Origin of the sequence: Kribbella sp. NPDC059898 (assembly GCF_042730855.1) — a bacterium.
Classification (GTDB): Bacteria; Actinomycetota; Actinomycetes; order Propionibacteriales; family Kribbellaceae; genus Kribbella.
Genome location: NZ_JBHWKR010000001.1, coordinates 605,321 through 623,765 on the forward strand (window position 1 = coordinate 605,321; position 18,445 = coordinate 623,765).

The following is an 18,445-nucleotide window of genomic DNA, read 5'->3' on the forward strand; positions in this document are numbered from 1 at the left end:
GTCACCGTAGCCACCGGGACGGACAGACCGGAGGTGTGTCCCGATCAGTACCAGTGCCGCCGGCCGCCGATCGCCCGTCCGGTCGCTCCGAGGATCCAGAACACGGCGCCGACCAGCAGCAGGATGATGCCGACCGTCCACAGGATCGAGATGTTCAGCACGAACCCCAGGATCAGCAGGATCACTCCGACGATGAGCATGGGACCTCCTTCGACTCGGCCGCCCTGGTGGCGACGGTCTTCCGGTGCCCACTGTCCGAGCCGCGAACCTCCAACAGTTGTTTGACCAGCACGCATCCGGCGACGCCGATCGCGATGAACACCCACACGGTGGCGAACGCGATCCGGTACCCGTGGGTGAGCGCGAGCGGCGTGGTTCCCGACGTACTCGCGGTGGCGACAGCCGAGACCGCGGCGACGCCGACCGCGCCGCCGATCTGGAAGCTGGCGTTCTGCAGCCCGGAGGCGACACCCGCGTCCGAGGCCGGTACGTCGCTGAGGGATGCGATCGAGCCGGCGACCGTACCGGCGCCCAGCCCGGCGCCGAAGATCGTGAGACCCCAGAAGGCCAGCTCGAAGTACCCGGACGTCACGGTCAGCCGGGCCATCAGCGTCGTACCGACTCCTGCGACCAGCAGCGATACGAACGCGACCGTGCGCGGGCCGACGCGCGTGACGAGGTGCTGGCCGACCATGGACCCGCCTACTGCTGTTGCGGCGAGTACTGCGGACATGAGGCCGTAGCGAACCGCCGACGCGCCAAGAGCGAGCTGTGCGTACTGCGTGTACACAAAGTTCAGGCCGAACGCCGCCAGGCCCCAGCTGATCGTGATGAGGTTCCCACCGACCAGGGCCCGCGAACGGAAGATCCTGAGCGGTACCAGCGGTGCAGCCGGCCGCTTCTCGACGTACACGAACAGCACGAACAAGAGGGCGGACACCAGCACCAGAAGCACCGTCCGGGTGACAGACGACGCAGGGGCTTGGATAACGGCGTACACGAGCACAACGAGCGCGGCGGTGACCGTGGCTGCGCCGGCTACGTCAAACCCGCGCCGGCCAGGTCCACGGCTGTCCTGCAGCAGCAGTGGTGCCAGTACGACGACCAACAGGCACACGGGCACGTTGATGAAGAAGATCCACTGCCAGCCGAGCCCGTCCGTGACAGGGCCGCCGATGAGCGAGCCCGCCGTACCTCCCACTCCACTCGTCGCACCCCAGATCCCCAGCGCCTTGTTGCGATCCGGCCCCGACGGGAACGTGGTCATCACGATCGACAACGCACTGGGCGCCAGTACGGCGGCCGCGGCGCCCTGCAACCCGCGGGCTAGCACCAGGGCGTCCCCGCTCCACGCGAACCCGCACAACAGCGAGGACCCGGCGAACAGCAACAGCCCGGTCATGAACACGCGCCGCCGCCCCAGCAGGTCGGAGATCCGCCCGCCGAGCAGCAACAGCCCGCCGAACATCAGCGCGTACCCGCTCGGAACCCACTGCACGCCGCCGGTCGAGAACATCAGCTCCCGCTCGATCGACGGGATCGCGACCAGCACGATCGATGCGTCCAGGATGATCATGAACCCGGTCAGACACAGCAACGCGAGCGCCAGCCAGCGCTTCGACTCCAGCACCATCAGTCAGCTCCAGTACGGCAGGGACACCCCGGCTGAGCGTCACTCGCCCGGTACGTCGGCGCCGACCTGCTGTACTTCGACATGTCGGGCGTTGTCGAAGTACGGCCTCCCTGTTTCGACGTACCCGGTAACTGGAGGTCACACAGGCCTCCGCTGGGGACAGGATGGTGTCTGTGAAGTACATGCTGCTGATCTACAGCAACGCCGAGAGCTGGGAAGGCCTGTCCGCCGAGCAGCGCGAGGGCTTGGTGCGGGCGCACGAGTCGATGGCGCAGGAGCTCACCGACCAGGGCCTGCTGGTCAGCGCGGCCGGGCTGGCGGACCCGATCACCACCCGGACCGTACGGGTGGTCGACGAGACCGCTACGACCACGGACGGGCCGTACGCAGAGGCCAAGGAGCACCTGGCCGGGTTCTACCTGGTGGAGTGCGACGACATCGACCAGGCGATCGGGTACGCCGCCAGGCTCCCGGACGCGGAGTACGTCGCCGTGGAGGTGCGACCCGTGATGGACATGTCCGGGTTGGAGATGTGACCAGTTTCGAGCTCCTGCTGCGGGAGCAGGCGCCGCAGGTGCTGAGCGCGCTCGTTCGGCACTACGGCCATTTCGACCTGGCCGAGGAGGCAGTACAGGAGGCGCTGCTCGCGGCTGCACAGCAGTGGCCGGAAGAAGGCGTGCCGGACAACCCGCGTGGCTGGCTGATCCGCGTTGGGTCGCGGCGGCTCACCGACCTGCTCCGCAGCGAGTCGGCGCGTCGGCGGCGCGAGGAGAACGCGGCGCAGCTCGCCGCGCCGGAGGAGTTCGTTGCCTCGGGCCCCGAGATCGACGACCCGGGCGGTCGGGACGACACGCTGACGTTGCTGTTCCTCTGCTGTCATCCCGCGTTGTCCGCGGCGTCGCAGATCGCGCTGACACTCCGAGCGGTCGGCGGTCTCAGTACGGCGCAGATCGCGGCGGCGTTCCTGGTGCCGGAATCCACCATGGCGCAGCGGATCAGCCGCGCGAAGCGCAGCATCAAGCAGGCCGGCAGCACGTTCGAGATGCCCCCGGAGGCGGACCGCGACGAGCGGATGGGCGCCGTACTGCATGTCCTCTACCTGATCTTCAACGAAGGCTACACGGCGTCGTCCGGTACGGCGTTGCAGAGTACGGAGCTCACGACCGAGGCGATCCGGCTGGTGCGCGGCGTACGGAAGCTGCTGCCTGACGACGGCGAGGTGGCCGGGCTGTTGGCGCTGATGCTGCTCACCGACGCGCGGCGGGCCGCCCGTGCCGGTGCGGACGGGACGTTGATCCCGCTTGCCGAGCAGGACCGGTCGGAGTGGGACCGGACAGCCATCGTCGAGGGCGAGGCCCTGGTGAGCGATGCACTGTCGCGAACCCAGCTAGGGCCGTACCAGGTGCAGGCGGCGATCGCTGCCGTCCATGACACGGCCAAGAGCGCGGACGAGACGGACTGGCGGCAGATCGTCGCGCTGTACGACGTACTCGAGCAGCTGGTCGACAACCCGATGGTGAAGCTCAACCACGCGGTAGCGGTCGGTATGGCGGTCGGCCCGAAGGAGGGGCTCGCCGTACTCGAGCCACTCGGGTCGGACGACCGCATGAACCACCGGCTGGAGGCAGTACGCGCACACCTGCTGGAGATGTCCGGGGACCTGGCTGCTGCGCGGGAGAGCTACCTGTTGGCGGCACGGCGTACGACGAGTGTGCCGGAGAGGCACTACTTGCAGTCGAAGGCGGACCGCTTGGCGTGAGATGTTGGACTGGTGGATCTCACCAGGGCCTCACTCCTCCGGGAGATGTTGAGCGGCACCGAGCTGGGTAACCGGACCACGGAGTTCGGTTACGCGCTACGGCGGTTCACCACGAGGCGTAGCGGGCTGATGCTGTTCGGACCGGTCGACGAGGAGCCCTGGCACCTCACGGCGCACCTGGACGACGAGCTGCGGATGGCCGGCGTCGAGGACATGCGGCCGTCGCTGGTTCGCTGGGCGCCGCCCGCGGACGCTCCACCGCACCTAGCGATCGGGCTGGACCGGTTACGCGACGCCGGCCGGGGCGAGTCGTTGCTGGTGGTGGCCGAGGACGCTCCCGCCGAAACGTTGCTGGAACGCATCAGCGACGTACGGAAACGCGGTACGACGATCTTCAGCATCGGCAACGGCGACAAGGAGTTGACGTCGCTCAGCCACGAGACGCTCGTACCGGAGCTGCTGGTGCCGGACGGGTTCGGCTGGACCACCCGTGAGATCGAGCCCGACGCACCGGTGATCGATGAGGGCTTCGAGACCGCCCAGCACCTCGTCAGCCTCGCGGCCGCCGACGACGAGGCCGGCCAGTCCGGCTGGCGCCGCCGCCTCCGCAACGCCATCGAGAGGCTCTCGGGAGAGCCCGCCTAGAGGTAGAGCGCGGCCAGGCGGGGGAGGTGGATCGTCAGGTCGTCCTCGTCGTCGAAGTCGATCTCCTGACCCATCGGAACGTCCGGTGTGTCCGGCGCCTCCGCGTCGACGGCCTTCCAGTACGCCGCATCGTCGCCGGTCGCGTTCTTGTACGCGTGACTGCCGACGTGCAGCATCCCTTCCCCGTCGAACCCCTCGAACCCTTCCGGCCGGTCCTCGTCCACCACGTCGGCCAGCGAGTCCGGGTCCGCGAGCGCCGCGTCCCACACCTCCCGCCCCTGCGCGATCAACCAGCCCCGGAACGAGTCGAACCCGTCCTCCGAAGCCCCCGAGTTGATCAGGTGCGCCGCCGCCCACAGGTCCCACCGGTACGACTCGACCTGCAATCGCGCGAGCTCGGTCCCGAACCCCACGATCGCCTCGACCCGCGCCGCACCCAGCACCTTGGTCAACGCATCCGCAACCCCGTCCGGATCAGCCACAGTGTCATCCACCGAGGCACGCGCATCCTCGACCAGACCCCAGAACCTGTCCCTGTCCACCTACAAACCATCTCACCGACCCCGGGTCCAACGGGAGGGTGAAATCACCACACCTCGTCGAGTTGGTGGCGGTGGTCGGTGGTTAGTTGGAGTTGGGCGCCGGTGAGGGCGGTTTCGAGGTAGGTCGGTTTGCTGATGCCGACGATGGGGGTGACGGCGGGGGTGCCGGTGGTCAGCCAGGCGAGGACTACTGCGGACGGGGTGGTGTTGAGGGAGGTTGCGACGTCGTTGAGGGCTTCGAGGCGGCGGGTGGTGCCGGGGTGGTCGAAGGCTGGGTCCAGGGGGCGGTCGGGGCGGTTTTCGTACGTGCCGGACATCAGGGGGCTGTAGGCGAACAGCTGCTGGTCCGGGTTGGTTTCGGCGTAGTCCAGGACCTCGTCGGTGATCCAGCCGAAGCGGTGGTCGTGGGAGTGGTCGCGGACGAACGGGCGGGGCTGCAGGTACGAGTAGCGCAGCTGCAGGGCGGTCGGGCCCATGACGCCCTGCTCCTGTGCGAGGCCGCGCATCCGTTCGACCCGCCAGAGGGCGTAGTTCGACAGGCCGATGCGACCAATGGTCCCGTTCTGGGCGTGCTTGCCGAACGCCGCGGTCGTCTCCTCCAGCGGGGTGGTCCGGTCGTCGCGGTGTGCCCAGTACAGGTCGATGTGGTCGACGCCCAGCCGCCGCAGTGAGGTCTCGAGGGCCGAGTCGATCGCCTTCGTGCTCAGCCCTTCCGAGTGCTCCGGGTAGCTGCCGGGCCAGAGCGGTTCGCAGCCGACCTTCGTCGCCAGCTTGAACCGGTCCCGTACGCCGGGACGCTGCGCCAGCCACCGCCCGAGCAGCTCCTCGCTCTGACCGCCCTGTCCACTCGGGTGCTGCCAGAACGCGTAGCAGTTCGCGGTGTCGATCCACTCACCGCCCGCGTCCACAAAGGCATCGAGCAACCGGAACGAGGTCGCCTCGTCGATCCGCGTCCCGTACTCCATCGCGCCCAGCGCAAGATTCACCATGCGCCAGATCCAACAAGCTAGAGCGCTGTCTAGGTCAAATCCGCGAACTCCCGCAGGACCGGCACCAGCGTCGCGGCCTCGGTCGAGTGGTTCTCGCCCGGAACGGCCTTCAGTGGCGCGTCCAGATTCGCCGCCACCGCACTGGCCCCGGCGGACAACGCCGGCCAGGTCTTGTCGCCGTACAGCACCAGCACCGGCACCTTCACGTCCGCCCAGCGGTCCGCGGGCAGCGGGTTGCCGGACATCGTGGTGCCCATGATGCGGCCGTCGTACGCGATCGTGTGCGCGATCTCCTCCAGCGGTGCCCAGTACGGCGACTGCTTCATCCCGGCGACCGCCTCCGCGGGCATCCCGGCGGCCGCGGTCATGAACAGCTCGGCGGCCTGGTCCCGGCGGCCCGCGGCGACAAACGCGTCCAACTGCTCGACGTAGTCCGGCGGCAGCGGCGGCCGTACGTCGTCCACGACGACCGGCGGCTCGAACAGTACGAGGCCCGCGACCGGCAGCCCCGCCGCCGCGGCGTCCAGCGCCAGCAGGCAGCCCGACGACCAGCCGAACAGGATGGCGGGCTGGCCAGCGTCCTCGATCAGCGCGCCGAGGTCCTCGATCTCGCGCTGGATCGCGTACGGCGCGGTGTCGGTGCTCTCGCCGCGCCCGCGCCGGTCGTACGCGTACGTCCGGAACCCGTCGCTCAGCAACTGCCCGAGCTCGCCGTTGATCGGGTTCACGGCCCGGTGTGCGGTCGCGCCGTCGATCAGGATCAGCGGCCGGCCGGCGCCGTACGCGTCGAAGCCGATCGTGGTGCCGTCGGCCGATGTCACGGTGCTCATGTTCATCTCCCCACCTGAAACGGAAACTAGACCGTACAGTACTGCGCGGAGAACTGGACTGTCTAGTATGATTTCGTCATGGAGCCGGAGACCGAGGGACGGACGCCCCGCAAACGCCGCGCGATCCTGGCCGCCGCCACCGAGGTGTTCCTCCAGCACGGGTACCTCGGCGCGAGCATGGACGAGGTCGCCGCGAAGGCCGGCGTCTCCAAACAGACCGTCTACAAGCAGTTCGAGAACAAGGAACGCCTGTTCGCCGAGATCGTGCTCGGCACCAGCGACCAGCTGCTGGACGGCCTCTTCCAGGCGTACGTCGACACGCTCGAGAACGCGGCCGACGCCCGGGAGGCCTTGCGGGCGCTGGCGCACCGGCTGTTGCAGAGCCTGACCGCGGACAGCGTGCTGCAGCTCCGGCGGCTGGTGATCGCCGAGGCTGACCGGTTCCCCGAGGTGTGCGGCGCGTGGTTCACCAGCGGGTTCGAGAAGTCCCTCGACGCGTTGGGGCAGGCGCTGACCAGGTTGAGCGATCGCGGTCTGCTGCGGGAGCTCGACGACCCGACGCTGGCGGCGTACCAGTTCGCCGGGCTGGTGATGTACAAGCCGATGAACCGCGCGATGTTCGCCGGCACGAGGCAGCGGCCGAAGGACGACGAGCTGGACAAGCTCGCCGACCGGGCGGCCGACGTGTTCCTGGCGGCGTACGGCCTAAATGGTCCCGCGCGTTGACGTACGGACGACCAGCTCCGGTGTGAACGTGACGCGCTGGTGCTCGTGGTCCGGGTTCGACGACTCGTCCAGCAGCAACTCCGCCGCGGTCCGGCCGAGCAGCTGACGCGGTTGCCGGACCGACGTCAGCGGTACGGCGGCGGCCTCGGCGAACTCGATGTCGTCGTACCCGACGATCGCGAGGTCCTCCGGGACACGCAGTCCGAGGCTCACGCACTGTTGCAGCAATCCCAGCGCCAGCAGGTCGTTCGCGCAGAACGCGGCGGTCGGCCGGCGGTCCGCGGGCAGGCCGGCAAGTCGTTGCCCTGCGCCCCTGCCTTCGGCGACCGTGAGCGCGCCGGTGGTCAGCTCGATCAGGTCGGTGATCGGCTTCCCGGCGGTCCGCAGCGCCCGCCGGGCGCCGTCGCGCCGGTCGACGACCTGACCGAGCGTGTTCGGCCCGCCGACGTACGCGATCCGTTCGTGGCCGAGCTCGAGCAGGTGCGAGATCGCCAGCTCACCGCCGAGTACGTCGTTCACCGCGACCGAGCAGTGCGTGGCCTCGTCGAGGGTCCGGTCCACGACCACGACCGGCGTACCGCGGGAAGGCAGTTTGCGGAGCCGGGACGAGTGCTGGTCGATCGGCGTGATCAGGATGCCCTGCACGCGTTGCTGTTCGAGCAGGTCCAGGTACGCCGCCTCGCGGTCGGCGTCCTCGCTGCTCGTGCAGAGGAACACCGACAGCCCGGCCGCCTGGGCCGCCTCCTCGACGCCCTTCGCGACGTCGGTGAAGAACGGATTGCCGGCGTCGAGCATCAGGTACGCGAGGATCCGGCTCGACCCGGCCCGCAGCTGGCGGGCGGACTCGTTCCGGACGAAACCGAGCGCGGCCATCGCGGCCTCGACCTTCGCGCGGGTCAGCGGGCTGACCACCTCGGGCCGGTTGAGCACGTTCGAGACGGTCCCCAGGGAGACCCCGGCGGCGGCCGCGACGGCCTTCACGCCGGCCGCGTGCGGCTTCGGCGCCGGCCGCCGGCGGGTGCGTTCGGGCAGCGCTTCCGCATCGTCCACGGACCGCGACCTCCCTGCGTACTTGAAACGTGTTAGCTGCCGAAGGATACCCGGTTTCGCCGGAATCTCCGCCCTGACGGTCCGGGATCGGACGTAAAAGCTGGGCAGGCCCTTGACGCCCACCCGTACGCCCGCTTAGCGTCAGGGCACGCTCTTGAAACCTTTCACAGACCGCCCACAGCAGAGGTGCCGCCGTGAATCGTTACTGCTTCTGCCTGCAGGTCCGGCCCGACCGCCTCGACGAGTACGTCGACCGGCACCGCAATGTCTGGCCTGACATGCAGGCCGCGCTGCGCGAGTCCGGCTGGCACAACTACTCGCTGTTCCTCCGCGCCGACGGCCTGCTGGTCGGGTACGTCGAGTCCGAGGACCTGGAGGCGGCGCAGCAGGCGATGGCGGCGACCGAGGTGAACACCCGCTGGCAGGCACAGATGACCGAGTTCTTCCACGGCATCGACGGCCGGCCCCCGGACGAGTCGTTCCTGCTGCTGCCCGAGATCTTCCACTTGACTGCATCGATTCCTGAAGGGGACTGACACATGACTCCCGATGCCGCGAAGGACGCGCTGAGCCGCCAGGAGATCGAGCTGCCCTCGTGGGCGTTCGGGAACTCCGGCACCCGGTTCAAGGTCTTCACCCAGCCCGGCGTACCGCGGTCGCCGGAGGAGAAGATCGCCGACGCGGCCGAGGTCCACAAGTACACCGGCGTCGCGCCAAGCGTCGCGCTGCACATCCCGTGGGACAAGGTCGACGACTACGCGGCGCTGTCGGCGTACGCGAAGGAGCAGGGTGTCCGGCTCGGGGCGATCAACAGCAACGTGTTCCAGGACGACGACTACAAGCTCGGCAGCGTGACGAACCCGGACCCCGCCGTACGGCGCAAGGCCACCGACCACCTGCTCGAGTGCGTCGACATCATGGACCAGACCGGGTCGCGGGACCTGAAGCTGTGGTTCTCCGACGGGACGAACTACCCGGGCCAGGACGACATCCAGGACCGGCAGGAGCGGCTGGCCGAGGCGTTGAAGGAGGTGTACGACCGGCTCGGTGACGACCAGCGGATGCTGCTGGAGTACAAGCTGTTCGAGCCGGCCTTCTACACCACGGACGTGCCGGACTGGGGTACGTCGTACGCGCACTGCCTCGAACTGGGGCCGAAGGCAACGGTGTGTATCGACACCGGGCACCACGCGCCGGGGACCAACATCGAGTTCATCGTGGCGTTCCTGCTGCGGACGAAGAAGCTCGGCGCGTTCGACTTCAACAGCCGGTTCTACGCCGACGACGACCTGATGGTCGGGGCCGCGGACCCGTTCCAGCTGTTCCGGATCATGAACGAGATCGTCCGCGGCGACGCGCTCGACCCGGCCGCCGGGATCGCGTTCATGCTCGACCAGTGCCACAACATCGAGGAGAAGATCCCCGCGATCATCCGCTCGGTGATGAACGTCCAGGAGGCCACCGCGAAGGCGCTGCTGGTGGACCGCGACGTACTGCGCAAGGCCCAGCAGAAAGGGGACGTACTCGGTGCGAACGCCGCGCTGATGGACGCGTACAACACCGACGTCCGGCCGCTGCTCGCCGAACTGCGCGAGTCGCAGGGCCTGGACGCGGACCCGATCGCGGCGTACAAGCGCAGCGGGTACTTCGACCAGATCACCAAGGACCGCGCCGACGGTCAGCAAGCGGGATGGGGAGCATAAGTGAGCGACACTGCAGCCGAGCTCGTTGCGCGTAGCAACCGACTGGGTGCCGATCCACGCAACACCAACTACGCCGGCGGCAACACGTCGGCGAAGGGCATCGAGACCGACCCGGTCACCCAGCAGCCCGTCGAGCTGCTCTGGGTGAAGGGCTCGGGTGGCGACCTGGGAACCCTGACGGACAAGGGCCTTGCGGTACTGCGGCTCGACCGGCTGACCGCCCTCGTCGACACCTATCCGGGCGTCGACCGCGAGGACGAGATGGTCGCCGCGTTCGACTACTGCCTGCACGGCAAGGGCGGCGCGGCCCCGTCGATCGACACCGCGATGCACGGGCTCGTCGACGCACCGCACGTCGACCACCTGCACCCGGACTCCGGGATCGCGCTCGCGACCGCCGCGGACGGCGAGAAGCTGACCGCGGAGTGCTTCGGCGACCGCGTGGTCTGGGTGCCGTGGCGGCGCCCCGGGTTCCAGCTCGGCCTGGACATCGCGGCCGTCAAGCGCGAGAACCCGCAGGCCATCGGCTGCATCCTCGGCGGCCACGGCGTCACCGCGTGGGGTGCGACCTCCGCGGAGTGCGAGGCGAACTCGCTTGAGATCATCCGTGCGGCGGAACAGTTCCTCGCCGACCGCGGCGTCGCCGAGCCGTTCGGCGCACTGGTCCACGAGCCCCTCGCGGCAGCAGAACGCCGTACAAAGGCAGCCGCCCTCGCGCCATTCATCCGTGGGCTTGCGTCGACAGACAAACCTCAGGTCGGCCACTTCAACGACTCCGACGCAGTACTCGAGTTCCTGTCGCGCGAGAAACTCCGTTCGCTCGCTCAGCTGGGCACCTCCTGCCCGGACCACTTTCTTCGGACCAAGGTCCGGCCCCTCGTCCTCGACCTCCCGCCGTCCGCGTCGGTGGACGAATGCATCACCCGGTTGAAGGAGTTGCACACCCAGTACCGTGCGGACTACGAGGCGTACTACAACGCGTACGCGGAGGCCGACAGTCCGGCGATGCGGGGGGCGGATCCGGCGATCGTGCTCGTGCCAGGGATGGGGATGTTCTCCTTCGGGAAGGACAAGCAGACCGCGCGGGTGGCCGGCGAGTTCTACGTGAACGCGATCAACGTGATGCGTGGCGCCGAGGCGGTGTCGACGTACGCGCCGATCGACGAGCGGGAGAAGTTCCGGATCGAGTACTGGGCGCTGGAAGAGGCGAAGCTGCAGCGGATGCCTCGTCCGAAGCCGTTGGCCACGCGGGTGGCGTTCGTGACCGGCGGCGGCTCCGGGATCGGTAAGGCGATCGCGCACCGGCTGGCGGCCGAGGGCGCGTGCGTCGTGGTCGCGGACCTCGACCAGGCCGCGGCCGAGGCGGTCGCGAAGGAGATCGGCTCGACCGACGTGGCGGTCGCGGTGGCCGCGGACGTGTCCTCGGCGGACGCGGTCGAGGCCGCACTGCGGGAGGCCGTACTGGCGTTCGGCGGTGTCGACCTGATCGTCAACAACGCCGGCCTGTCGATCTCGAAGTCGTTGCTGGAGACAACCGAACGCGACTGGGACCTGCAGCACGACGTGATGGCCAAGGGCTCGTTCCTGGTGTCGCGGGCGGCCGCGAAGGTGCTGATCGACCAGGGCCTCGGCGGCGACATCGTCTACATCTCGAGCAAGAACTCGGTGTTCGCCGGCCCGAACAACGTCGCGTACGGCGCCGCGAAGGCCGACCAGGCGCACCAGGTCCGGCTGCTCGCGGCCGAGCTCGGCGAGCATGGCATCCGGGTGAACGGCGTGAACCCCGACGGCGTCGTCCGCGGCTCCGGGATCTTCGCCGGCGGCTGGGGTGCGAAGCGGGCCGCGGTGTACGGCGTACCGGAGGAGGAGCTCGGTGCGTACTACGCGCAGCGGACCCTGCTCAAGCGTGAGGTGCTGCCGGAGAACGTCGCGGCCGCGGTGTTCGCGCTGACCGGCGGGGAGCTCACCCACACGACCGGTCTGCACGTACCTGTCGACGCCGGCGTGGCTGCCGCGTTCCTGCGTTAGGAGCCGACGGATGACCCAGCTCGAGCGGATCACGTCCCGCCGGACCAGGATCGGTCTGGTGGCCGGCGGGCTGGGTGCGTACTGGCCGCAGTTCCCAGAGCTCCTGCCGCGGTTGCAGGCCTCGGCGCGGCGGGTGTCCGATCGGTTCGCGGCGCTCGACTGCGAGGTGGTCGACGTCGGGTTCATCTCGGACGCGAAGGAGGGGGCCGTCGCCGCCGAGAAGCTGCGGGCGGCGGACTGCGATCTGATCGTCGGGTTTCTCACGACATACATGACCGCCTCGATGCTGGTTCCGGTTGCCCAGCGCAGCGGATCGCCGGTGTTGCTGCTGAACCTGCAGTCTACCGAGGCGATGGATCATGCGTCGTTCGACACCGGCGCGTGGCTCGCGTACTGCGGCGCGTGTCCGCTGCCCGAGATGGCGAACGCGTTCGAGCGCTGCGGGATCGACTTCCGGTCGGTGTCCGGCTACCTGGAGGACGAGAGGGCCTGGACCCGGATCGACCGGTGGGTCCGGGCGGCCGGCGTACGGGCGGCGCTGCGGCACGGGCGGCACGGTCTGCTCGGGCATGTGTACCCGGGGATGATGGACGTGATCACCGATCCGACGCTGGTGTCCGCGCAGCTCGGCGGGCACGTCGAGGTGCTGGAGATCGACGACCTGCGGGTGCGCGTCGAGAAGGTCACCGACGCCGAGACGACGGCGCGGATGGAGCTGGCGCGGGAGATCTTCACGCTGGACGAGTCGGTGAAGACCGAGGACTTCCGCTGGGGCGCGACGGTGTCGGTCGCGCTGGATCGGTTGGTCGAGGACTTTTCCCTTGATTCGTTGGCGTACTACCACCGTGGGCTTGATGGTGAGGCCCACGAGCGGGTCGCGGCCGGGATGATCCTCGGTGCGTCGTTGCTGACGGCAAGGGGCGTGCCGGCCGCGGGTGAGTACGAGTTGCGGACGTCGCTGGCGATGCTGGTGATGGACAGGCTCGGCGCCGGCGGGTCGTTCACCGAGCTGCAGGCGCTGAACTTCAACGACAACGTGGTCGAGATGGGCCACGACGGGCCGGCACATCTGGCGATCTCGGCGCGGAAACCCTTGCTGCGTGGGCTCGGCGTGTACCACGGCAAGCGCGGGTGGGGCGTGTCGGTCGAGTTCGACGTACAGCCGGGGCCGGTGACGGTGTGCGGGCTGGGGCAGCGGCGGGACGGGACGTTCACGCTGATCGCGTCCGAGGGGACCGTCGTACCGGGGCCGTTGCTGCAGATCGGGAACACCACGTCGCGGGTGGACTTCGGGTGCGATCCGGGTGAGTGGACCGACGCGTGGTCGGCGTCGGGGGTGGCGCATCACTGGGCGCTCGGGACCGGGCACCGGGCTGCTGATCTTGCGGCTGTTGCTGACCTTTTGAAGCTGGACCTGACGGTGGTGTCACCGTGAAGCGGGTCGCGGCGGTGGACCTCGGGGCGTCGAGCGGACGGGTGATGCTCGGCGAGGTCGGCCCCGGCGTACTGGAGCTTCGTGAGCTGAACCGCTTCTGGAACGGTCCTGTTCGGGTGCGGGGGACGCTCCACTGGGACGTCCTGCACCTCTACCGCTCAGTCTTGGACGGCCTGCAGCTGGCCGGCCCGCTGGACAGCATCGGCATAGATTCCTGGGCGGTCGACTACGGCCTGCTCGATCAGGCAGGCCGTCTGCTCGGCAATCCCGTGCACTACCGCGACTCGCGCACCGACGGCGTGATGGCGGAGGTAGTCACGCGGGTACCTGCAGCGGACTTGTACGCGGTCACCGGCCTCCAGCAGCTCCCCTTCAACACCATCTACCAACTGGTGGCCGACGGGACCGTGCGTGCGGCTGACACGTTCCTCATGATTCCGGATCTGTTGGCGTACTGGCTGACAGGTGAGATCGGGGTGGAGCGGACGAACGCATCCACTACCCAGCTGTACGACGTGTCGGCCCGGGACTGGAGTGAAGAGCTGATCGCCCGACTGGGGCTTCCTCGGCGGGTGTTTCCTGCTGTGCGTGAACCGGGGGATGTGATCGGGGACGTGCTGCCGGACGAGACTGGGTTGGCGGCAGGGGTTCCCGTGATTGCGGTGGGGTCGCATGACACGGCTTCGGCTGTGGTTGCGGTGCCGGCCAGTGGCGAGCGGTTCGCGTACATCTCGTCGGGGACCTGGTCGCTGGTCGGGCTCGAGCTCGACGCGCCGGTGCTGACCGACGAAGCGCGGGAAGCGAACTTCACCAACGAGGGTGGTGTCGACGGCCGGATCCGGTTCCTGCGGAACGTGATGGGCCTGTGGATCCTCCAGGAATGCCAACGGGTCTGGGGCGACGACCTCGACGACCTCCTCCGCGCCGCCGCCGAAGCCCCGCCGTTCGCGGTGCTGATCGACCCCGACGCCCCCGAATTCCTTGCTCCCGGCAATATGCCGGAGCGGCTCGGCGCGCACTGCGTCCGGACCGGGCAGGAACCACCACGGACCCGGGGCGCCGCGGTCCGCTGCATCCTCGAGAGCCTGGCGCTCGCGTATCGCCGTACGCTCCGCGCCGCGCAGACGATCGCCGACCGCGACGTCGACGTACTGCATGTGATCGGGGGCGGCTCGCGGAACGAGCTGCTCTGCCAACTGACCGCCGACGCGTGCGGCGTACCGGTCCTCGCCGGGCCGGTCGAGGCGTCCGCGCTCGGCAACGTACTCGTCCAGGCTCGCGCCCTCGGCGAGCCCCTCCCGGACCTGGACGCGATGCGCGCCCTGGTCCGGTCCACCCATTCTCTGCGGCGCTACGACCCGCAGGGCAAACCGGCCGACTGGGACGCCGCCGAGTCCCGGGTCTTCGGAACCAGGTGATCAGCATGACCGTCCTCCCCCAGGAACTTCGACCGGTGGCCCGCCGGGTGCCGCCGCGTGAGATCAGCCACGACGACCTGCAACTGCTCCGCCTGCTCGCCACCGGCCTACCGGTCGACGGCGTCGCCCGGCGCCTCGACCTGTCCGAGCGCACCGTCCGCCGCCGCACCCGCCTGATCTGCGACCGCCTCGGCTTCAGCACCGCGATCGAAGCCATCGTCTGGGCCGCCCGCCGCGGCCTCGTCTGAGGGTCGGGCTCCCCGGTGTTCAGATCAGGTATCTGAACTCCGGGGAGTTCGGGTTGATGCGTTCGATGTCGAGGGGGGCGGCTTCCATGCGGGTGAGGAGGCCGGGGAGGTCGTCGCGGGAGCTGATCTCGATGCCGACCAGGGCGACGCCGGTTTCGCGGTTGTTGCGTTTGACGTACTCGAACAGGGTGATGTCGTCGTCCGGGCCGAGGGTTTCGTCGAGGAACGTGCGGAGCGCGCCGGGCTCCTGCGGGAATGTCACCAGGAAGTAGTGCTTCAGCCCTTCGTACACGAGCGATCGCTCGAGGATCTCGCCGTACCGGCTGACGTCGTTGTTGCCGCCGGAGAGCAGGCAGACCACGGTCTCCCCGGGCCGTACGTCGAGACCGTTGCCGAGGGCACTTGTCGACAAAGCGCCCGCGGGCTCGGCGATCAGCCCGTCGGTCTGGTACAGCGCGAGCATCTCCGAGCAGACCAGCCCCTCGGGCACCGACATCAGCTCGACGCCGGCCTCCCGTACGAGCGGAAGCGTCACGTCGCCGACCCGTCGTACGGCGGCACCGTCCACGAAGCTGTCCAGGTGCGGCAATGTCACCGGAGCACCCGCCTCGAACGCCGCGGCCATACTCGCGGCACCACCCGGCTCGACGCCGACGATGCGGACGCCTGGATGCCGCTCCTTGATCCACGTTGCGACCCCTGCAACGAGACCGCCGCCGCCGACCGGGACCACGAGTACGTCGGGAGCGTGGCCGAGCTGCTCGACCAGCTCGATGGCCACGGTCCCCTGCCCCGCAACGGTTCTCGGGTCGTCGAACGCCGGCACCATCGTCGCGCCGGTCGCCGCACCCTCCGCGTAGGCGGCCGCCGCGGCGTCGTCGTACGTGTCGCCGGTGACGATCACCTTGATCTGCTTGCCGCCGAGCGCTGTGATCCGGTCCCGTTTCTGCCGCGGCGTCGTCCGCGGGACGTACACCTTGCCCCGGACACCGAGGATGTGGCACGAATACGCCAGCCCCTGACCGTGATTGCCCGCGCTCGCGCACACGACGCCGGCCGCCTTCGCGGCGTCGTCGAGCTGCGCGATCAGGTTGTAGGCGCCGCGGAGCTTGTACGAGCGGCCGATCTGCAGGTCCTCGCGCTTCAGCCAGACCTCGGCGCCGGTGCGCTCCGACAGGCGCAGATTGCGTTGTAACGGGGTCCGGACGGCGACGCCGTCCAAGCGCTTGACCGCGGCCTCGATCGCGTCGGCGTCAACCGTCGATCGAGCGACTGAACTGCTGCCCTGCATGACGTTCCTTCCCGTGCATCTGCACGATCTTCGCCGATTCGCTCGCTGCCCAAGACGATCCGCGTCCAGAGTCCGGACCACGGGATTCCTTTTGCGTTTCAGACTCTTGCACCATGCGTGAAACGGCCCTTCACGGGGCAGTCTAGTTTTCATACGCTCACTCGGTGTAACGACCAGGCCCCTGGAACGGATGAGCCGGGTAAAGCGGGTCAGTGAGGACTGGAGGGCACAGATGGGATTGATTCCGTTCAGTCTGTGGGGAGACGCCCTGTGGTGTGGTCAGGAGGTCGTGCGGGAGGCCCCGCACGAGCAGGCGATCCGTAGCCTGTTCCCGGACCCCATCCCGGCGCGTGGCGCAGATCTGGACACCGAGGCGGACCTCGTCCCGGAACCGCACAACCGTTTCGACCCGCGGTCGATCGCCGTCCGGGTCGAGGGCAAGGTTGTCGGCTATCTGCCGAGGGACGACGCGCACCGGTACCACCCGGTGCTGTCGGAGTTGGTGGCGCAGGGCCTGCAACCGCGGGTGCCGTGCCACCTGTGGGTCAGCGAGTGGGAACCGGCCGACTGGGAGCGCAGAGGGACCCAGGGCACCGAGTTCCATGCCAGCGTGGCGATCGCCCTCGGGCAGCCGCACATGTTGGTGCCGGTGAACCTGCCCCCGCCAGGCAGCTTTCACCTGCTACCGCCCGGCAGCGGCATCGTGGTTCCGGGCAGCGAGGTGCATCCCGACGTACTGGCACCGTTCTTCCGTCTGGAGGGCGAGTGCTGGGCGTACGCCACCATGCACGCGATCGAGGAGGAGGACGGCATCCAGGACCGGCACCGGATCGTGGTCGAGATCCGGCTCGACGACGAACCCGTCGGCCGGCTCAGCGCGCGGCTGAGCGCCGAGTTCCTGCCGGCCGTCCACTATCTGTCCGACATGCGTGCCGAGACCGCCGCCCGGGTGACCGTCCGCGGCGACCGTTCCGCATCGGAGGTGATCCTGTACGCGGCACGGAGTCACGACCTGCCGGCCACCTGGCCGGACGGCCTGGCCCGCTCCCCAGTCGCTTCCCCGCAATGGCACTACTGGGCGACGAAAGAGGCCAACTAGACAAGGCGGCTGCGCAGTACTGACCATGCCTCACCAGGCCGGCGCTGCGGAGCTACTTGGAACCAGACCGGATGGCGCCGGGCAGCTTCCCTTGGAGAGCTGCCCGGCGGCGGGGTCCGAGCGCCCCGCACCGATGAGACGGTTGCGCCGGGCAATCATGACGTGCATCGGTGAATCCTGACCGTGCCTGTGGATTGTGGATCTAGCCTGTGGACAACTTCCGGTCCAGCAGGTCTGCGTTGGCGGCGCACCACTGGGCGTACGTCCGCGGTTCCCGTCCCGCAACCCGCCGTACGACGTCCGTTCGCAGGCCGACGGTGTCCGCGCGCATCAGCTGCAGACCCTCGATGATCGCGGCCGCGAGCTCCGGTGGCGCCCCGTCGGGGTAGCGGAAACGGACCGCGTCCTCGGGAGTTTCGACCGGTCGTACTTCGAGGGTGCGGCCAATCGATGCGCCGAGGATCGCGACCTGTTCCGAGAGTGTGAGTGCCTCGGGTCCGGTGACCGTGTACGACGGTTCGTGGCCGTCCTCCAGCAGTACGGCGGCCGCGACCGCCGCGATGTCCGCCGGGTCGACCGGCGCCGCCCGCCCCGGGCCGATCGGGTCGAGGACGTAGCCGCCGGCGCGGATCGTCGGCAGCCAGTCGGCGGTGTTCGTCATGAACCCGGTCGGCCGGAGGAACGTTGCCGGGATCCCCGATCCGAGGATCAGTTGCTCGCGCTCGTGGTGCCACCGGCCCATCGCGGGCACCGGGTCGCCGAGGACGGCGTACGACGAGAGGTAGGCGATCCGCCGTACGCCGGCCGCGCGGGCCGCGGCGACGGCGTTCGTGGTGTGGGTCAGGCCGGTGCCGGGGACGAGCAGGAACAGCTTCTCGACGCCGCGGAGGTCGAGCGGCCTGTCGAGGTCGCCGAGCTGCTGTTCGGCGGGCAGATCCGGGCGCGCGGTGCGGACGAGCGCGCGGAACGCGGCGCCGCGCCGGTTGAGCTCGCCGACGAGGGCCCGGCCGACGTGTCCGGTGGCGCCGGTGACCAGTAGCATGACAGAC

General features: G+C 69.1%; 19 protein-coding genes. 11 read left to right on the forward strand and 8 right to left on the reverse strand.

What is annotated here, in order from left to right:
• Positions 1–44: 44 nt before the first annotated feature.
• Entirely contained in the window at positions 45–200 is a 156-nt protein-coding gene (locus ACFV9C_RS03030) for a DUF6131 family protein (RefSeq protein WP_380190384.1), read from the reverse strand.
• The gene (locus tag ACFV9C_RS03035; protein ID WP_380190385.1) at positions 182–1,633 is read right to left on the reverse strand and encodes an MFS transporter; all 1,452 of its coding nucleotides are present in this window, start codon (positions 1,631–1,633) and stop codon (positions 182–184) included. The genes ACFV9C_RS03030 and ACFV9C_RS03035 overlap by 19 nt, the downstream gene beginning before the upstream one ends.
• A gap of 182 nt (positions 1,634–1,815) precedes the next feature.
• Between ACFV9C_RS03035 and ACFV9C_RS03040 the strand changes: the two genes are divergently transcribed.
• The 3 genes from ACFV9C_RS03040 to ACFV9C_RS03050 are packed head-to-tail and all read left to right on the forward strand — an operon-like array spanning position 1,816 to position 4,037.
• Positions 1,816–2,169 (forward strand): YciI family protein, encoded by a 354-nt coding sequence (locus ACFV9C_RS03040; protein WP_380190877.1) that lies wholly within the window; start codon positions 1,816–1,818, stop codon positions 2,167–2,169.
• The gene (locus tag ACFV9C_RS03045) at positions 2,166–3,392 is read left to right on the forward strand and encodes an RNA polymerase sigma factor (protein ID WP_380190386.1); all 1,227 of its coding nucleotides are present in this window, start codon (positions 2,166–2,168) and stop codon (positions 3,390–3,392) included. The genes ACFV9C_RS03040 and ACFV9C_RS03045 overlap by 4 nt, the downstream gene beginning before the upstream one ends.
• A 12-nt stretch (positions 3,393–3,404) precedes the next feature.
• Positions 3,405–4,037 carry a hypothetical protein gene (locus tag ACFV9C_RS03050; RefSeq protein WP_380190387.1) on the forward strand — a complete coding sequence of 211 codons (633 nt, stop codon included), beginning with the start codon at positions 3,405–3,407 and terminating at the stop codon, positions 4,035–4,037.
• On the opposite strand, the gene ACFV9C_RS03055 is transcribed toward ACFV9C_RS03050, so the two are convergent.
• Genes ACFV9C_RS03055 through ACFV9C_RS03065 form a run of 3 tightly spaced genes read right to left on the reverse strand, consistent with a single transcriptional unit; the run spans position 4,034 to position 6,398 of the window.
• Complete coding sequence (locus tag ACFV9C_RS03055; RefSeq protein ID WP_380190388.1) at positions 4,034–4,579, reverse strand: DUF4240 domain-containing protein; 546 nt, start codon at positions 4,577–4,579, stop codon at positions 4,034–4,036. The two genes, ACFV9C_RS03050 and ACFV9C_RS03055, sit on opposite strands and share 4 nt — an antisense overlap.
• A 44-nt stretch (positions 4,580–4,623) precedes the next feature.
• Positions 4,624–5,568 carry an aldo/keto reductase gene (locus tag ACFV9C_RS03060; RefSeq protein WP_380190389.1) on the reverse strand — a complete coding sequence of 315 codons (945 nt, stop codon included), beginning with the start codon at positions 5,566–5,568 and terminating at the stop codon, positions 4,624–4,626.
• A gap of 29 nt (positions 5,569–5,597) precedes the next feature.
• Positions 5,598–6,398 (reverse strand): alpha/beta fold hydrolase, encoded by an 801-nt coding sequence (locus ACFV9C_RS03065; RefSeq protein ID WP_380190390.1) that lies wholly within the window; start codon positions 6,396–6,398, stop codon positions 5,598–5,600.
• Between the two features lie 78 nt (positions 6,399–6,476).
• On the opposite strand from ACFV9C_RS03065, the gene ACFV9C_RS03070 reads away from it, so the two are divergent.
• The gene (locus ACFV9C_RS03070) at positions 6,477–7,124 is read left to right on the forward strand and encodes a TetR/AcrR family transcriptional regulator (RefSeq protein ID WP_380190391.1); all 648 of its coding nucleotides are present in this window, start codon (positions 6,477–6,479) and stop codon (positions 7,122–7,124) included.
• Here the strand turns inward: ACFV9C_RS03070 and ACFV9C_RS03075 are convergent.
• Positions 7,104–8,174, reverse strand: a complete 1,071-nt coding sequence (locus ACFV9C_RS03075; protein ID WP_380190392.1) for a LacI family DNA-binding transcriptional regulator — start codon at positions 8,172–8,174, stop codon at positions 7,104–7,106. The genes ACFV9C_RS03070 and ACFV9C_RS03075 overlap by 21 nt on opposite strands.
• A 194-nt stretch (positions 8,175–8,368) precedes the next feature.
• Between ACFV9C_RS03075 and ACFV9C_RS03080 the strand changes: the two genes are divergently transcribed.
• Genes ACFV9C_RS03080 through ACFV9C_RS03105 form a run of 6 tightly spaced genes read left to right on the forward strand, consistent with a single transcriptional unit; the run spans position 8,369 to position 15,006 of the window.
• The gene (locus ACFV9C_RS03080) at positions 8,369–8,710 is read left to right on the forward strand and encodes an L-rhamnose mutarotase (RefSeq protein ID WP_380190393.1); all 342 of its coding nucleotides are present in this window, start codon (positions 8,369–8,371) and stop codon (positions 8,708–8,710) included.
• Positions 8,711–8,713: 3 nt separating this feature from the next.
• Positions 8,714–9,877, forward strand: a complete 1,164-nt coding sequence (gene rhaI / locus ACFV9C_RS03085) for an L-rhamnose isomerase (RefSeq protein ID WP_380190394.1) — start codon at positions 8,714–8,716, stop codon at positions 9,875–9,877.
• A complete protein-coding gene (locus tag ACFV9C_RS03090; protein WP_380190395.1) occupies positions 9,878–11,905 on the forward strand; it encodes a bifunctional aldolase/short-chain dehydrogenase in 2,028 nt (675 codons plus the stop codon). It abuts the gene before it with no gap.
• 10 nt (positions 11,906–11,915) lie between these two features.
• A complete protein-coding gene (locus ACFV9C_RS03095; RefSeq protein ID WP_380190396.1) occupies positions 11,916–13,340 on the forward strand; it encodes an arabinose isomerase in 1,425 nt (474 codons plus the stop codon).
• The gene (locus tag ACFV9C_RS03100) at positions 13,337–14,758 is read left to right on the forward strand and encodes a rhamnulokinase family protein (RefSeq protein ID WP_380190397.1); all 1,422 of its coding nucleotides are present in this window, start codon (positions 13,337–13,339) and stop codon (positions 14,756–14,758) included. The genes ACFV9C_RS03095 and ACFV9C_RS03100 overlap by 4 nt, the downstream gene beginning before the upstream one ends.
• 5 nt (positions 14,759–14,763) lie before the next feature.
• A complete protein-coding gene (locus ACFV9C_RS03105; protein ID WP_325036210.1) occupies positions 14,764–15,006 on the forward strand; it encodes a LuxR C-terminal-related transcriptional regulator in 243 nt (80 codons plus the stop codon).
• A 19-nt stretch (positions 15,007–15,025) separates the two neighbouring features.
• Here the strand turns inward: ACFV9C_RS03105 and ilvA are convergent, their stop codons facing one another.
• Positions 15,026–16,297, reverse strand: a complete 1,272-nt coding sequence (ilvA, locus tag ACFV9C_RS03110; protein ID WP_380190398.1) for a threonine ammonia-lyase IlvA — start codon at positions 16,295–16,297, stop codon at positions 15,026–15,028.
• A gap of 232 nt (positions 16,298–16,529) precedes the next feature.
• On the opposite strand from ilvA, the gene ACFV9C_RS03115 reads away from it, so the two are divergent.
• Positions 16,530–17,396: an HIRAN domain-containing protein gene (locus ACFV9C_RS03115; RefSeq protein WP_380190399.1), complete on the forward strand. Its 867-nt coding sequence runs from the start codon at positions 16,530–16,532 to the stop codon at positions 17,394–17,396.
• Between the two features lie 202 nt (positions 17,397–17,598).
• Here ACFV9C_RS03115 and ACFV9C_RS03120 read toward each other — a convergent pair whose 3' ends face one another.
• Positions 17,599–18,438: an NAD(P)H-binding protein gene (locus ACFV9C_RS03120; protein ID WP_380190400.1), complete on the reverse strand. Its 840-nt coding sequence runs from the start codon at positions 18,436–18,438 to the stop codon at positions 17,599–17,601.
• Positions 18,439–18,445: the final 7 nt, after the last annotated feature.

What these genes read in the sequence shown, in the direction of transcription:
- ACFV9C_RS03030 (WP_380190384.1), bottom strand. Translation starts at nt 200, where the DNA reads ATGCTCATCGTCGGAGTGATCCTGCTGATCCTGGGGTTCGTGCTGAAC.
- ACFV9C_RS03035 (WP_380190385.1), bottom strand. Translation starts at nt 1,633, where the DNA reads ATGGTGCTGGAGTCGAAGCGCTGGCTGGCGCTCGCGTTGCTGTGTCTG.
- ACFV9C_RS03040 (WP_380190877.1), top strand. Translation starts at nt 1,816, where the DNA reads ATGCTGCTGATCTACAGCAACGCCGAGAGCTGGGAAGGCCTGTCCGCC.
- ACFV9C_RS03060 (WP_380190389.1), bottom strand. Translation starts at nt 5,568, where the DNA reads ATGGTGAATCTTGCGCTGGGCGCGATGGAGTACGGGACGCGGATCGAC.
- ACFV9C_RS03065 (WP_380190390.1), bottom strand. Translation starts at nt 6,398, where the DNA reads ATGAGCACCGTGACATCGGCCGACGGCACCACGATCGGCTTCGACGCG.
- ACFV9C_RS03070 (WP_380190391.1), top strand. Translation starts at nt 6,477, where the DNA reads ATGGAGCCGGAGACCGAGGGACGGACGCCCCGCAAACGCCGCGCGATC.
- rhaI (WP_380190394.1), top strand. Translation starts at nt 8,714, where the DNA reads ATGACTCCCGATGCCGCGAAGGACGCGCTGAGCCGCCAGGAGATCGAG.
- ACFV9C_RS03095 (WP_380190396.1), top strand. Translation starts at nt 11,916, where the DNA reads ATGACCCAGCTCGAGCGGATCACGTCCCGCCGGACCAGGATCGGTCTG.
- ACFV9C_RS03105 (WP_325036210.1), top strand. Translation starts at nt 14,764, where the DNA reads ATGACCGTCCTCCCCCAGGAACTTCGACCGGTGGCCCGCCGGGTGCCG.
- ilvA (WP_380190398.1), bottom strand. Translation starts at nt 16,297, where the DNA reads ATGCAGGGCAGCAGTTCAGTCGCTCGATCGACGGTTGACGCCGACGCG.
- ACFV9C_RS03115 (WP_380190399.1), top strand. Translation starts at nt 16,530, where the DNA reads ATGGGATTGATTCCGTTCAGTCTGTGGGGAGACGCCCTGTGGTGTGGT.
- ACFV9C_RS03120 (WP_380190400.1), bottom strand. Translation starts at nt 18,438, where the DNA reads ATGCTACTGGTCACCGGCGCCACCGGACACGTCGGCCGGGCCCTCGTC.